Raw genomic sequence first — 14,677 nt, forward strand, 5'->3', positions numbered from 1 at the left:
TTTGGTGTGCTTGGAGGCTCACCCCCCAAGCACACCAAAAAAAAGCCCCGGCAGAAAACAATTCGGCCGGGGCGATGGTGGAGCGGCTGACTTTCTGGGTCTCTAGCTGTCCGCCTGCCCCCGCTCGTCCTGGTCCAGATGGATCGAACGCAGCAACTCGGGAGAAATCCGGGTCCGGATCTTTTTGACCGCGGCCTGGATCTGCTGGGTGGGCACGGCGGGTATCGTGCTTTCCGCTTGATCGGCATAACTGGTCAGAACCAGCTTTTTGCCCTCGATATTGAAGCGGTGGGTCCAGTTGATTTCCAGAGTTTGCGGGTTCTCCTCAAGCTCCACCTCCACCGCGGTCCCGGCGGCGGCCACTTGGACGGCATCCATTTCGCTTACTTCAAACACCCAGGCATCGCGCTCCCTGGTGGTGAAAAAGATAAAAACGCCCAGGGTTTTGAACAGCTCCTTGCCGGCGGCGGCAGCCTCCTGCAGCAGTTCGATTTCCCGGGTCAGAGACGGGGGAGCCGCCGCCGGAGTTGGAGTCCGGCCGGCCTCCTGTTGCAAGGCAAGGCAGCACCTTTTGAATTTCTTGCCGCTGCCGCAGGGGCAGGGGTCGTTGCGTCCGATCTTGATCATGAGCTTTGATTCTCCTTTATTCAACTTATATCTGCGGGGTACCGGGGGCATGCCGATGGGCTGGCTGATGATCCACAGCCTTGCCCCGTCCGTAACGCGCCCTTAACCTGGTTCTCGGCGGGCCTGGCGGCAACTCCGCGCTGGTGGTGGTTCCGGTTGGGAACGGCTTAAAGCTCGCTCAGGCGTTTGCGGTTTTCGGCGATGGTCGCCAAAGTACTCAGCAGCTCCGCCTCCTTGGCACGTTCCTTGGCAATCACTTCCGGCGGGGCCTTGGCCAGGAATTTTTCGTTGTTGAGCTTACCTTTGATGCGCTGCATTTCCTGGTCGATCTTGGCCTCTTCCTTGTCCAGCTTGGCGCATTCCTCGGCTACATCCACCAGGCCGGCCAAAGGGACAAAGATTTCAAAATCCGCCAGGATCTGGGCGGCGGCTCCCGGGGGACGTTCCCCCGCAGCCTGGATCTCCACGGTTTCGCTCCTGGTCAAGCCCTGGACGGCCTCGGCCAAATCGGCCAGCTGCTTGGCTTTGACCGGATTCGGGCAGATGATGCTGACCCTGATCATGGCCGAGGGATGCAGCATGTAAGCGCTGCGGATATTGCGGATGCCCCCGACCACCTCCATCAGCAGTTCGGCCTTGGCTTCGGCGGCGTCGTTGGTCCGGGCGGAATCGAGCAGCGGGAAGGGTTCGACCATGATGGACGAACGGGACCCGGGCAGGGCATGCCAGATTTCTTCGGTGACGAAGGGGATCAGGGGATGGAGCATTTTCAGAATATCTTCCAGGACCGTCAGCAGGACCGCCCGGCTCTGTTCCTTGACGGCGTCGTCATCCCCGTAAAGCTCAGGCTTGATCCACTCCAGGTACCAGTCGCAGAATTCCCGCCAGACAAACTGATAGGCCGTTGAGGCGGCGTCGTTGAAACGGTAGTCATCCAGGGCCCGGCCGATTTCCGTCGCCACCTTGCCGGCCCGACTCAAAATCCACTGGTGGGGGAGAGAAAGCCCGCGGAAATCGATTTTTCCGGCCCGCAAGGCCTGGCCGGCGGTCACGGCTTGGGCACCCGCTTCCTCACCGACGTGCATCAGGGTGAACCGGGCGGCGTTCCAGAGCTTGTTGATGAAATGACGGTAGCCCTCAATGCGTTCCTCGGCCAGCTTGATGTCCCGCCCCTGGGCGGCGAAGGCGGCCATGGTGAAGCGCAGGGCGTCGGTGCCGTACTGGTCCATCAGTTCAAGGGGATCAAGGACATTGCCCTTGGACTTGCTCATCTTCTTGCCTTCTTTGTCGCGGACCAGGGCATGGAGATAAACATCCCGGAAGGGCACTTCGTTCATGAAGTGCAGTCCCATCATCATCATCCGGGCGACCCAGAAGAAGAGGATGTCGAAGCTGGTGATCAGCACGCTGGTGGGATAGAACATTTGCAATTCTTTGGTTTGCTCGGGCCAGCCCAGGGTGGAAAAGGGCCAGAGGGCCGAGGAAAACCAGGTATCGAGAACATCTTCTTCCTGCTGCAGGCGGCTCGAGCGGCAGCGGGGGCAGACATCCGGATCCTGCTCGCTGACGATCAATTCGCCGCAGTCCTCGCAGGTCCAGGCCGGAATCCGGTGGCCCCACCAGATCTGGCGGGAAATGCACCAATCCCGGATGTTGTCCATCCACTCGTAAAAGGTGTTGTGCCACATTTTGGGCAGGAGATTGATCTCGCCGGCCCGCACCGCCTGGGCCGCCCGGGCGGCCATGGGCTTGACCGCCACGAACCACTGCCGGGAAAGGGCCGGTTCAACCACGGTCTGGCAGCGATAGCAGTGACCGACGCCATGCTGGTATTCTTCAATTTTTTCCAGCAGGCCGGCGGCCTCCAGGTCGGCGACGATTTTCTCCCGGCAGGCGAAACGATCCAGGCCGGCATAAGGCCCGGCCTCGTCGTTCATGATCCCGTCATCGTCCATGACCTTGAGGCTGGGCAGATCGTGACGGCGGCCGATCTCGAAATCGTTGAGATCGTGGGCCGGGGTAACCTTGAGGGCGCCGGATCCGAAATCCTTTTCCACGTGGGTATCGAAGACCAAGGGGATCTTGCGGCCGACCAAGGGCAGGATCACCGCCGCCTCCTGAAGGCGGTTATAACGCTCGTCGCCCGGATGGACCGCCACGGCGGTATCGCCCAGCATGGTTTCCGGCCGAGTGGTGGCCACCACCAGGTGGCCGCTGCCGTCGGCCAGCGGATAGCGGATATGGTAGAGCTTGCCGGCGGTTTCTTCATGCTCGACTTCGATGTCGGCCAGGGCGGTATGGCAGCGGGGACACCAGTTGATGATGTAATCGCCTTTATAGATCAAACCTTCCTTGAAAAGCCGGACGAAAACGGCCCGGACCGCTCGAGACAAGCCTTCATCCATGGTGAAGCGCTCCCGGTCCCAGTCGCAGGAGCAGCCCAGCCTTTTGAGCTGGTTGATAATCTGGCCGCCGGATTCCTCTTTCCACTGCCAGACCCGTTCAATGAATTTTTCCCGGCCGATCTCGTGGCGGCTGATGCCCTTGGCGGCCAGTTGGCGCTCCACCACGTTCTGGGTGGCGATCCCGGCATGATCGGTGCCGGGCAGCCAGAGAACGTTGTAGCCCTGCATCCGCCGGTAGCGCACCAGGATGTCCTGGAGGGTGTTGTTGAGGGCATGGCCGACGTGCAGCACCCCGGTTACGTTGGGAGGGGGGATGACGATGGCAAAGGAGGGCCGGGATTCATCCAGGGTGGCCCGGAAATTTTTGTGTTCCAGCCAGTTCTGGTACCAGCGGTCTTCAACCTCCCGGAATTCGTAGGCTTTGGCCAGGTGCCGGGGCGATGGGCCGGCGACGGGGTCGGATTGATCGTGGTCGGCAGGGGAAGAGGTTGGGCTCATGATCAGAAAACACTCCAGGGTTTGGGCAGAAAAATCTCGTTGTATAGTTCCAGGGCGTAGCGGTCGGTCATGCCGGCGATGAAGTCGCAGACCATGCGCTCACGGCTGGTTTCGTCGGGATATTCGATAACCTGTTCCCAGTGGTCGTCATTTTCCATGAAATAACCATAAAGTTCACGGACCACCTTCATTGCCTTGAAGAAATCGGCGTGAACCTTGTAGTTTTCATAGACGTTGGCAAAGAGAAAGGTGCGCAGTTCGGCGATGCCGGCCATAATGTCCGGGCTCATGGTCAACTTTTCCCCGCCGGCGGCCAGGGTCTGCTCCACCAGATCGCGGACCATGGTATCTATCCGGCGCGAGGAGTTGACCCCCAGCAGGGCGATCAGGGGGAAGGGGATCTGTTCTTCCCGCAGGAGGCCGGCCCGGACCGCGTCGTCGAGGTCGTGGTTGACGTAGGCGATGATGTCGGCCACCCGGACTACCTGGCCCTCCAGGGTGGCGGGCAGAGCTCCCGGCTGCTCATCCCGGCCCGGCAGGATATTGCCGCGGCCCTTGGAATGATGAACGATGCCGTCGCGCACTTCCCAGCTCAGGTTCAAGCCGCGCCCTTTGTTTTCCAGCAGGTCCACCACCCGCAGGCTTTGCTGGTAATGGTGAAAGCCGTCCGGGTGCAATTGGCTGAGCACCGCCTCCCCGGCGTGGCCGAAGGGGGTATGGCCGAGATCGTGGCCCAGGGCGATGGCCTCGGTGAGATGGCCGTTGAGGCGCAGAGCCACCGAGATGGTCCGGGCGATCTGGGAAACTTCCAGCACATGGGTTAGCCGGGTCCGGTAATGGTCGCCGGCCGGGGCCAGAAAAACCTGGGTTTTGTGCTTGAGCCGGCGGAAGGCCTTGCAGTGAATGATCCGGTCCCGATCGCGCTGAAAGGCCACCCGGATGGAACATTCCTCCTCCGGGCGCCGGCGTCCCCGGCTTTCCCGGCTGCGGGCGGCGGCGGGGGCCAGGTTCTGGGCCTCGCGTTCTTCGATCTGTTGACGTATAAGACTCATGGGGGCGGAAGATACTGAGAAAACCCCGGCCGGTCAAGCAGAAGGTGGGGGCAAAACCCTGGCCGCCCCGCAGATTTTCGCCAGCAGTCCCGGCAAGATAGCCGGATCGGATCCCCGGGGTTACCGGAAGCCGCAGGGGCGCCTTTGCCATTGGCCGCCGGGGCTCTGCCGGCCGGCCGGTGATTATGGCATTTGATCAGGCCCTGCCCGCGGCCCGAGGCAAGGGCGAAACGGGTTACTCCTGCTGGCTGGTGATCCGTTCGATTTCGGTGTTCAACTGGGCCCACTGTTCGTAAAGGCGCTCCAGGCGGCGATCCAGATCGGCGTATTCCTTGCTCAATTCGGTGAATTCATCCTGGCGGTTGTAGGTTTCCGGGTCGGCCAGATGCTGTTCCAGTTCGTTTTTGCGCTCTTCCAGGCTTTCCAGGTCGGCCTCGGCCCGGGCCGCCTTTTTCCGTAACGGGCCGATTTGCTGATGGAGGCGCTGCCGCTGCTCGGCCTGCTCGCGCCGGACTTCCTTGCCCCGGGCCTTTTCCGGCTTGGTTGCGGGGTCGGCCAGCGCCCCGGTCGCCGGGGTTTGGTCTCGGCCGGGACCGGCGCCAGGGCTCGCCTGCTGAGCCGATTTCAGCAGGTTCCGGCCCTTGCCGGCGGCTATCGCGGTCCCCCTTGTCCTGTTGTCGTCGCCGGCGGCTTCCCGGTCGCGGCGGAGTTTGTCGAGATATTCGTCGATATTGCCCTCAAACAGGGTGCCGCGGCCCTGGCGGATCTCCAGCACCTTGTCGGCGAAGGCGTTGACAAAATGGCGATTGTGGGAAACCACGATGATCGCCCCGTCGTAGCGCCGCATGGCCTCCTGCAGAACCTCCTGGGAGGTCATGTCCAGATGGTTGGTGGGCTCGTCGAGGATCAGCAGGTTGGCGGGAGTGGCGATCATCTTGGCCAGGGCCAGCCGGCTTTTTTCCCCGCCGGAGAGAACCGCCACCTGCTTGTCGGCGTCATCACCCCGGAAGAGAAAGGCTCCCAGCAGCGATCGGACCTGGGTGACGGTCATTTCCGGGGCGGCCTGGAAAACCGTGTCAAACACCGTCAGGCCGGGATCCAGGTCCTGGGCCTGGTGCTGGCCGAAGTAGGAAGCGCGGACATTGTGGCCGAAGCGGATCTCGCCACCGTCGGGCGCCACCAGGCCGGCCAGAGTTTTGACCAGGGTGGATTTGCCGGCCCCGTTGACCCCCACCACTGCCACTTTCTCCCCGCGTTGCAGGAGCAAATTTAGGCCGCTGAAGACCTGCAGGGGGCCGTAGCTTTTGGTCAGTTGCCGTACCTCCACGGCCAGACGGCCGCTGGGGGGGGCGGGGGGAAAGCGGAAATCAACCCGGGCCTCGCTTTCCTCCAGTTCGATTTTTTCCATCCTGTCCAGTTGCTTGAGGCGGCTCTGGACCTGGCTGGCCTTGGTGGATTTGGCCCGGAAGCGTTCGACGAAGCGCATGGTCTGCTGGATGTTGGCCTGCTGGTTTTCCCAGGCGGCCCGCTGAATCTCCAGGCGTTCTTCCTTCTGGCGCAGGTACTGGCTGTAATTGCCCTTGTATACGGTGAGGTTGCCCAGGCTCAATTCCCAGATCGAGGTGCAGATATTGTCGATGAAGGAACGGTCGTGCGAAATCATGACCAGGGCGCCCTGGTAGGACTGGAGGAAATCCTCGAGCCAGGTCAGGGAATCGAGATCCAGATGGTTGGTGGGCTCGTCGAGCAAGAGCAGAGCGGGGCCGGCCAGGAGCAGCTTGGCCAGTTGCAGGCGCATCTGCCAGCCGCCCGAAAAGGCGTGGCAATCCTTGTTGAAGTCGGCCTCCCGGAAGCCCAGGCCGACCAGGACCTTTTCCACCTGGGAGCGAATCCGGAATACATCATGGCTCTCCAGGGCTTGCTGCAACTCGCCCTGCCGTTCGAGCAGGGTCAGGCACTCGGGACTCTCCTCGGTCAGGGTCGCCAGCTGCCGGTTCAGCTCTGCCAGTTCGCGCTGCAAGGCCAGGGCTTCGGCAAAGGCGCTTTCAGCCTCCTCGTAGAGGGTGCGTCCGGCGGGGAAGGATTCCAACTCCTGGGGCAGGTAGCCCACGGTGGCCCTTTTGCTGCGCAGCACTATTTTTTCATCGACCATGGCGGTGCCGGCCATGATTTTCATCAGGGTGGTCTTGCCCGCGCCGTTGACCCCCACCAGCCCGATGCGGTCCTGGGGGTTTACCCGGGCCGAAACGTTCTTGAAGAGGTGTTTGTCGCCGTATTGAATGGAAAGATTCTGGATGGTCAACATGCCGGCAGCCTCGATTGAAAAAGGACTGATCATAGCATATACGACGGAGAAACGCCAGCGGGAGGAGGTCGGTCCGAGGAGTGGCGGAGTTCCGGCCCAGGGGGATTGGCAAAGCTTGCCGGGCCCCTGAACAGACTCCGGCGGATTGTTAAGCCAAGGTTAGCCCGCCGGGCCGCGGATCCGGGCCCGGACGCTGCGATGACTCGGGCACTTTATCCTTTGATCACCGCCAGGGGACGAAGTTCCACCAGTACCTCGACCAGATCGAGCTGATCGCTGATCACCTGATCGATCTCCTTGTAGGCCCCGGCGGCTTCGTCCAGGTCCCGGGCCGAACGGACGGCATGAATTATGCCCTGCTGATCCAGCCGTTTCTTCTCCTGCTCAAGATTAAGTTGACGCTGGGCCTGTTTGCGGCCCATTTTGCGCCCCGCGCCGTGGGAACAGGAACTGAAGCTCTCGGGGTTGCCCCGCCCCCGTACCAGATAGCTGGGGGTGCCCTGGGAGCCGGGAATGATCCCGATCTCCCCGGCCAGGGCGCGGGTGGCCCCCTTGCGGTGAACGATCACCCGCTTGCCGTAATGTTCTTCCAGGGCCGCGTAGTTATGGGCGATATTGATCACCGGGGCAAAGGTAACCTGGCCAAGCACCTCCTGCAAAGCTTCCTTGATCCGGCTGATCATCAGGGCGCGATTGGCATAGGCGAAGTCCACGCAATAGCCCATCTCATGGAGATAGCTCTGGCCGACGGGACTGGCGATGGGCAGGTAGGCCAGTTGCCAGCCGGGGGGAATCCGGCTGCCTTCCTGGCGGTTCAGGGCCGCGGCCAGACGGTTGTAATAGTTGGCCACCTTGAAACCCAGGTTGCGGCTGCCCGAGTGGACCATTAACCAGATGTGGCCATCGCTGCCTTTCTGGATTTCAATGAAATGGTTGCCGCCACCCAGCGTGCCGAGTTGGTAAAGGGCGTTGTGATATTCTTCCGCGACCACCGGCAACTCGGGCAGCGGGGCGGGCGGCCGCGGCATCAGATCCCGATCCTGGGGCCGGCGGTGATGCTTAAAGCCCAGGGGAACCTTGTGGCGGATCGCGCTCAGTACCAGCTTCAGTTTGTCGGGACTGATCTCGGTCAGGGAGGTTTGTACCGCCCCCATGCCGCAACCGATATCCACCCCCACCGCGTTGGGAATCACCATATCCTCGGTGGCGATCACTCCGCCGATGGGCATCCCGTAGCCCTGATGGGTATCGGGCATCAGGGCTACGTGGCGGAAGATGAAGGGGAGGTTGGCCAGGTTTTTCGCCTGTTCCATGGCCCCGGCATCGACCTGATCCAGCCAGAGCTTGATCGGTAGTTTTTCGCTGGTGACAACCTTTTTTACCGGCATCAAAATATCCTTTATATTAAGTTTTTAGATTGAATTCTTCAAGCATTTTGACAATTTCCGGAGCCGGCCGGGGGCGGCTGACCAGGTAGCCCTGAATTTGATCGCAGCCGCGCTGCCGGAGATAGGCCAACTGTTTGGCGGTTTCCACTCCTTCGGCCACCGCCTTCAGGCCCATGCGGCGAACCAGGCTGATGATGGAGTCGATAATCACCGCGGCATTGGGGCGTTTGTCCAGGTTGTGGACAAAGGAGCGGTCGATCTTCAAGGCGCTGATGGGGAAACGGCTGAGATAGGCAAAGCTGGAGTAACCGGTACCGAAGTCGTCCAGAGCCACCGTAACCCCGAGCCGGGTGCATTTTTCCAGCAGGATGGCCGCTTCGTCCGGTTTGTCCATCAGAATGCTTTCGGTTATCTCCAACTCCAACAGATGGGGGGGGATCCCGTGCTCCCGCAAGGCGGCGGCCACCACCTCGGCCAGGTTGCCGGCCCGGAACTGGCGGGGGGAGACATTGACCGCCATATGCAGCTCCGGCAAGCCCTGATCGCGCCAGGCCCGCAGCTGCCGGCAGGCTTCATTAAGTACCCAGGCTCCGATGGTTTCGATCTGACCGGTTTTTTCGGCCAGGGGCACAAAGCGGGCCGGGGGAATTGACTCGCCATTTTTCTGGGGCCAGCGGGCCAGGGCTTCGACCCCGATCACCGTGTTGCTGTGCAGGTCAAACTTGGGCTGGTAATAAAGCTGCAGTTCGTTGCGCTCCACCGCCTGGCGCAGAGCCGCTTCCAGGCGTAAATTCTCCCGGCTATTGGTGCTCATGGTGGTGAAATATAAACAATACTGGTTGCGGCCTTGCTCCTTGCCGTAATACATGGCCGCTTCGGCCTTTCTCAGCAGATCGGCGGTGGTTTCGCCATCGGTGGGAAAAATGCTGATTCCGATGCTGGCCCCCAGGTAAATTTCGTGGCCGCCGGGCAGGGCAAAAGGCTCGGCTAGAGTGGCCAGCAGCTTTTCAGCCGTTTCCGCCGCCTCCTCGGGACCGGCTTGCAGCTCCTGGATCACGATGAATTCATCGCCCCCGAACCGGGCCAGTGTGTGGTGGTGATGCAAGGAGTTGCCCCAGCGTTCGCCGACCATAACCAGCAGTTCATCGCCGCGCTGGTGGCTGAAGCTGTCGTTGATCACTTTGAACTGATCAAGATCGATGAAATGGACCCCGACCAAAGTCTGGCGGCGGGCGGCCTGCTCCATGGCATCTTTGAGGCGGATTTGCAGCAGCAGCCGGTTGGGCAGGTTGGTCAGGGGATCATAGTAGGCGAGGCGTTCCAGTTGTGATTCGGATCTGAGCCGGGCGGTAATGTCGCGGTCGATGCCCCGGTAACCCTGCCAGTTGCCCTGCTGGTCGAAGAAGGGCTCCCCGCTGGTTTCCATTATTACCGGCCGGCCCTGGCGGTGGAGGTTGGTGTTGATCAGGTTGGTGATGGGTTGCTTTTGGGCGATGGTGGCGGCCCAGAATTCCCTGATTCGCAAGGCTTCTTCGGGAGGCATGAAGTCGAAGGGGCTCTTGCCGATGATCTCCTCGGCCTGGTAACCGAGCAGGGTTTCTGCCGCCGGGCTGACGTAGGTATAGTTGCCGCGGTGATCAACCTCCCAGATCAAGTCGGTGCTGGTTTCCACCAGGCTGCGGAAGCGGTCCTCGATATAACGGAAACGGTATTCGGTGCGCAGCACCAGCAGAAAAACCAGGATGGAGGTAATCAGCACGAAAAACCAACCCTTGTAGGTCTGCATGGCGCTGAGGCTTTCCTGGTCCCAGGCCAGGTCAAGCAGCAGGCGGTCGCTGAAAAAAATCCAGGCTACCCCAAAAAGGGCGTAAACCGTGGCCATGCCCAGGGCTGAGCGGATTTGCGGGTTCATCAAAGAAACACCAATCCGGTCACATTTTTGATGGGAATTATGGTTTATTAATTAGCCTAGCGGCAGAGGTGGTTTTTTACAACCTAACTTTCGCAACGCCTTGGGAATGGTCGGGATCGGGGCCGGGCAGGGTTGGCCGGGCCGGGCTTTTATGCTAGAAATGGCGGCCAGGCGCCGGCAAGCGACAAGGAGGAGCATGAAGAAGGCAAAAAAAGTCCAACCGGGCGTGGTTTACATCTGCCCGCACCGGGATGATTGGGTTGGTGAAGTGGCCCGTCTGCTGGATCGGGCGGGCCTGATCGGCGCCCTTAAAGGGCAACGCCGGATTCTGCTTAAACCCAACCTGGTGAAAGCCGCGCCGCCGCCGATCACCACCCCGGTGGAACTGGCGGCGGCCCTGGTGGATTACCTGCAAGCGGCCCTGCCCAAGGTTGAGCTCATCATCGCCGAGGGCTGCGGCGCCAAGACTTATGACACCGGCCATTGCTTTGCCAGGCTGGGTTACCGCGAACTGGCGGCGGCTAAAGGCATCGAACTGGTCGACCTCAACCGGCTCCCTTCGGTCCGCCTGGTAAGGGAAGATTGCCGGCGCTGGCCGGAGTTGTATTTGCCCCGGCTGCTTTTTGATTCCTTCATCATTTCGCTGCCGGTCCTCAAGGCCCACACCCTGGCTAAAGCCACCCTGACCCTGAAAAACATGATGGGGGCCGCCCCGCCGGGGCATTATCAGCGGGGAGGACATTGGAAGAAGGCCGCCTTCCACCGGGATATTCAAGGAGCGGTGGCCGATCTCAACCGTTATCGCGCCCCCGATTTTACCTTGCTTGATGCCACCATCGGCCTGGCTCAATCCCATCTTGGCGGTCCCGTCTGCCATCCTCCCCCGGGCCTGCTGGCGGCCAGTTTCGATCCGGTGGCGGTTGATGCCTTCGGGGCCGGCCTTCTTGGCCTGGACTGGCGGGAAATAAAATATATCAGCCTTCTGCACGGGGAAATCGGCCGGGCCGAACCGCTCGAGATCATCAACCTTTAAGCCACGGGGAACAAGTCCCCGGAGCCAGGATTCGACAAGCTGAATTCCGGCCCGGCAGGGAAACCAATTCGCCGACAGTCAAAGCGGCGGCCCTTATTTGCCGGTTGGCGGGACATCGTCTCGGCCCAGCAGGCTCCGGCGCAGATTAACCGCCCCGGTCGGCAGAGGCAGGCCGGTTTCTAGCTTTTGCGATTGATCAGAGGGGATTGCTGAGGTCGGCCGGCTTTCTGCTCAGGCCCAGTTCCTGGGTTACCTGGGTGGCGATTTCTTCGATGGAGCGGCCGGCGGTGGAAATGATCGGCACGTTGTAATTGCTGAAGATCTGCTCCGCCTGCTTGATTTCCTTGCTGCAGGTGGCCAGCTTGGCGTAGTCGCTCTCGCGGTAGCGCTGCTCCCGGACATTGTGGAGCAGCTCCGGAGTGGTGGTCAGCCCCACGATCCGGCGGACGTTGCGGCGCAATGATTCGGGCAGCCTGTACTCCTTGAGGTATTCCGCGGTCAGGGGGAAGTTGGCGGCCTTGAGGCCCATCTGGGTGGCGAGATATACACAGACCGGGGTTTTGCCGGTGCGGGAAACCCCCAGCAGGATCACTTCCGCATCGTCGGTTTCGTCGGGCCGGATCCCGTCATCATGCTCCAGGCAGAAATGAATGGCCTCCACCCGCTTGGCCATGGTGATGTTGTCCACGTGGCGGGAGAAGCCCGGCACCCTCAGGGCCCTGGTTTCCAGGCAGGACTCCAGGCGTTCGAGAAAGACCTCGAAGGCGTCGAATAATTCCACCTCGGGATGATCGAAAATCTGGCGGAGTTCTTCGTTCATAATGGTGCTGAAAATGATGGGCCGGCGGCCGCCGGAGTGCTTGAGGATGTAGGCCAGGGTCTTTTCCGCCGCCTCCCGGGTCAGGATAAAAGGGAAACGCTCTTCGTGGAAGTTGACCTCGGGAAACTGGCGCAGCATCGAATGGCCCAGGTTGGTAGCCAGAATCCCGGTGCTGTCGGAAATGAAATAGATATCCTTGGAACTCCACATGGCAAAATCCTGCAAGGTTATAGGTTGCCGGTAAGCGATTCAGGCTTGGCCGCCGGCCGTTCAGCGGCGCCGCCGGCGCCAGGCTATGCCGAATCGTCGCTGCGATAAAGGGCGCGGAATTTTTCCATCCGGGCGGCGAGTTCCGCCGGCAATTGGAGCTGGTAGCGCTCCACGTATTCCGCCGCCATCCGGTGGGTATTGAAAATCGGGCAGTTCAGGGTCAGGTTCATGATGCAGCGGTCGAGGAAATCGCTGCTTTCCCGGCGCTGGTAAAAGGCTCCGAGCAGCTCGGGCAGCATCTCGTAAAAAGAGGCGGCGTCCTCCCGGTAAAGGAGTTCGGCCCGGTGTTCGCTGAGCATCTCCGCCGTTATCGGCCCCTCGTAACCGAACTTCCAGCCGGTCTTGCCCTGGTGATAGCCCTCCACCCACCAGCCGTCCATGATGCTGACATTGGGCACCCCGTTCATCGCCGCCTTCATCCCGCTGGTGCCGCTGGCTTCCAAAGGCCGCTTGGGAGAATTGAGCCAGGCGTGGCAGCCGGCCACCATCAGCTTGGCCACCGCCATGTCGTAGTCGGAGACGAATACCAGTTTGGCCAGCCCCTTGCTTTTCTTGAAAAGCTCCTCCTGGACATTGAGGATGTTTTTAATCAGAATCTTGCCGGGCTCGTCGGCCGGATGGGCTTTGCCGGCGTAAATGAAGTTGACCGGCCAGCCGTTGGTGGTCAGGATGGCGGCCAGGCGGTCCAGGTCTTCAAAAATCAGGTCGGCCCGCTTGTAGGTGGAAAATCGGCGGGCAAAGCCAAAGGTGAACACCCCGGGGTCGAGCAGTCCATCGGCCTTGCTCAGGTAGGAGAGGTAGTTGGGGGGATCGATCCAGGTGGAAACTCGCTGATGGCGATGGTGGGAGAGCATGCCGTTGACGGAGTTGATGAGCTGCTCGCTGTCTTTGGCCCAGGCGTCGACAAAAGCCCGCCGGAATTTGGGGTTGGCCACCAGCTTTTCCGCCCCGGCAAAGGCCCCGGGGTCGCGGCGCCAGCCGCCCAACTCGGGGAAAGCGTCATAAACTTCGGCCTTGGCGTCGCTGATCCAGGTGAGATGGTGCACCCCGTTGGTAATGGCGGTTATTCTCTGCCGGTACTGGGGAAACTGGGTTCGGGTCACTTCCCGGTGGAGCCGGCTGACGCTGTTGGTGGCCCGATTGACCCGCATGGCCAGGGCGGTGAAGTTGTAGACCTCGGGGTTTTGGTCATCCTGGGCCAGGAGTTGGAGGATGCGGCGGAAAAACGAGTGCTCCAGGCCATGATAAAGGGAGCTGGGAAAGCGATCATGGCCGGCCTTGACCGGGGTGTGAATCGTATAGACCACCCGGCGGGCGGCTTCTTCCGCCGCCGCCAGGATATCCTGATCGCTGGCGGTGGCGCGAAAATCGTCGCCCAGGCGATGATGGAGAATTTCGGTGATCAGGGCCAGCACCAGGACCACCCCGTGCTGTTCATTGAGATGGATGGTTTTGGCGGTTAGGCCGAGGACCTGCATCACCGGCAGCACCCCGGCGCCGAGCAGCCGGCGCTGGATGGCCTTGGCCGATTCCGAGCTGCTGTCATAGAGCTGATGGGAGGCGTTTCTGATCCATTCCGGCGACTCGGGCAGATCGTAGTCCAGGAGAATTTCCGGCACGAAAAAGTCGAGATCGTTGCTGGTCTCCAGCTTCATCCAGAGCTGGGCCACCGCCCGAATGGGCCGGTCGTCGCGGTCGTGGAAATTCACCGTCACCGTCAGGGGCGTGGCGGGATCACCGGGCTGGTGGAGCAGGTACAGGCCCGGCACTTTCGCCGGCGACCATTCCTTTGACCAGACCACCTGGCCGAGATTCATGTCAACCAGTTGGGAAAAGTAGCCGCGCCGATAGAGCAGGGAAACCGCCGCCACCGGCAGATGGCAGTCGGCGAAGCTTTTCAGGGTATCGCCGGCCAGGATTCCCAGGCCGCCGCTGTAGATGGGAATTTTGCTGGGCCCGTTGATGAATTTTTCGGCCCAGGAAGCCAGTTCCGGAGAAAGATCGCCGGTTGCCGCCAGTTTCTGGAGCCGGTCCTTGACCGGATGATAGACATCCCGGTCGGCCCCGATCTCCATCGAGACATAGGTGACGGAGTCGCCCTGGTCGGCAGTCAGGGATTGCCAGACGCGGTCGAAGCACTCCTGCGAAACCCCGAAGAAAGTACCGTGGGGACCGGAGGCTGTCAGGGCCTGCAGACTGGCCTTGTCTTGGTTCATCAGCAACCCTCAATGGAGTCATGGCAGAATTGTTGACGTCGCAAAAAGCCGCGACGACGACCGGGAGCGCTTCGTAACTAATTGTTTTCGCATCGCCGACCAACCTGCTTGGCGGGTTTTTGCGAGGTTGTCGGAATCAGCCGGCAGGAGT

Annotated in this window: 9 protein-coding genes; 1 reads left to right on the forward strand and 8 read right to left on the reverse strand. The window is 61.1% G+C overall.

All coding sequences use genetic code 11. The annotated features are described in order from the left end of the window. Positions 1-102 precede the first annotated feature (102 nt). The 6 genes from ACHHTY_RS08190 to ACHHTY_RS08215 all read right to left on the reverse strand — a co-directional run bounded on the left by ACHHTY_RS08190 (position 103) and on the right by ACHHTY_RS08215 (position 10,187). A complete protein-coding gene (locus ACHHTY_RS08190) occupies positions 103-627 on the reverse strand; it encodes a YecA family protein (RefSeq protein ID WP_395493618.1) in 525 nt (174 codons plus the stop codon). Between the two features lie 167 nt (positions 628-794). Continuing rightward, complete coding sequence (locus ACHHTY_RS08195) at positions 795-3,530, reverse strand: valine--tRNA ligase (RefSeq protein ID WP_395493619.1); 2,736 nt, start codon at positions 3,528-3,530, stop codon at positions 795-797. Between the two features lie 2 nt (positions 3,531-3,532). Further along, on the reverse strand, positions 3,533-4,582 hold the full coding sequence (locus ACHHTY_RS08200) for a deoxyguanosinetriphosphate triphosphohydrolase (RefSeq protein WP_395493620.1): 1,050 nt from the start codon (positions 4,580-4,582) through the stop codon (positions 3,533-3,535). 235 nt (positions 4,583-4,817) lie between these two features. Beyond that, positions 4,818-6,887 (reverse strand): ABC-F family ATP-binding cassette domain-containing protein, encoded by a 2,070-nt coding sequence (locus ACHHTY_RS08205; RefSeq protein ID WP_395493621.1) that lies wholly within the window; start codon positions 6,885-6,887, stop codon positions 4,818-4,820. A gap of 212 nt (positions 6,888-7,099) precedes the next feature. Then, positions 7,100-8,275 (reverse strand): RtcB family protein, encoded by a 1,176-nt coding sequence (locus tag ACHHTY_RS08210; RefSeq protein WP_395493622.1) that lies wholly within the window; start codon positions 8,273-8,275, stop codon positions 7,100-7,102. Positions 8,276-8,291: 16 nt separating this feature from the next. Beyond that, positions 8,292-10,187: a putative bifunctional diguanylate cyclase/phosphodiesterase gene (locus tag ACHHTY_RS08215; RefSeq protein WP_395493623.1), complete on the reverse strand. Its 1,896-nt coding sequence runs from the start codon at positions 10,185-10,187 to the stop codon at positions 8,292-8,294. A 196-nt stretch (positions 10,188-10,383) separates the two neighbouring features. On the opposite strand from ACHHTY_RS08215, the gene ACHHTY_RS08220 reads away from it, so the two are divergent. Continuing rightward, positions 10,384-11,220: a DUF362 domain-containing protein gene (locus tag ACHHTY_RS08220; protein WP_395493624.1), complete on the forward strand. Its 837-nt coding sequence runs from the start codon at positions 10,384-10,386 to the stop codon at positions 11,218-11,220. Between the two features lie 196 nt (positions 11,221-11,416). Here ACHHTY_RS08220 and ACHHTY_RS08225 read toward each other — a convergent pair whose 3' ends face one another. Together ACHHTY_RS08225 and glgP are read right to left on the reverse strand one after the other, a co-directional pair. Then, positions 11,417-12,250 carry a pyruvate, water dikinase regulatory protein gene (locus ACHHTY_RS08225; protein ID WP_395493625.1) on the reverse strand — a complete coding sequence of 278 codons (834 nt, stop codon included), beginning with the start codon at positions 12,248-12,250 and terminating at the stop codon, positions 11,417-11,419. A gap of 83 nt (positions 12,251-12,333) precedes the next feature. Then, complete coding sequence (glgP, locus tag ACHHTY_RS08230) at positions 12,334-14,526, reverse strand: alpha-glucan family phosphorylase (protein WP_395493626.1); 2,193 nt, start codon at positions 14,524-14,526, stop codon at positions 12,334-12,336. Between the last annotated feature and the right edge of the window lie 151 nt (positions 14,527-14,677).

The organism is Desulfurivibrio nitratireducens, assembly GCF_044068515.1.
Taxonomy (GTDB): domain Bacteria; phylum Desulfobacterota; class Desulfobulbia; order Desulfobulbales; family Desulfurivibrionaceae; genus Desulfurivibrio.

Excerpts from the sequence above, each read along its gene's own strand:
- ACHHTY_RS08195 (WP_395493619.1), bottom strand. The coding sequence starts at position 3,530 with ATGAGCCCAACCTCTTCCCCTGCCGACCACGATCAATCCGACCCCGTC.
- glgP (WP_395493626.1), bottom strand. The coding sequence starts at position 14,526 with ATGAACCAAGACAAGGCCAGTCTGCAGGCCCTGACAGCCTCCGGTCCC.
- ACHHTY_RS08210 (WP_395493622.1), bottom strand. The coding sequence starts at position 8,275 with ATGCCGGTAAAAAAGGTTGTCACCAGCGAAAAACTACCGATCAAGCTC.
- ACHHTY_RS08215 (WP_395493623.1), bottom strand. The coding sequence starts at position 10,187 with ATGAACCCGCAAATCCGCTCAGCCCTGGGCATGGCCACGGTTTACGCC.
- ACHHTY_RS08205 (WP_395493621.1), bottom strand. The coding sequence starts at position 6,887 with ATGTTGACCATCCAGAATCTTTCCATTCAATACGGCGACAAACACCTC.
- ACHHTY_RS08200 (WP_395493620.1), bottom strand. The coding sequence starts at position 4,582 with ATGAGTCTTATACGTCAACAGATCGAAGAACGCGAGGCCCAGAACCTG.
- ACHHTY_RS08190 (WP_395493618.1), bottom strand. The coding sequence starts at position 627 with ATGATCAAGATCGGACGCAACGACCCCTGCCCCTGCGGCAGCGGCAAG.
- ACHHTY_RS08220 (WP_395493624.1), top strand. The coding sequence starts at position 10,384 with ATGAAGAAGGCAAAAAAAGTCCAACCGGGCGTGGTTTACATCTGCCCG.
- ACHHTY_RS08225 (WP_395493625.1), bottom strand. The coding sequence starts at position 12,250 with ATGTGGAGTTCCAAGGATATCTATTTCATTTCCGACAGCACCGGGATT.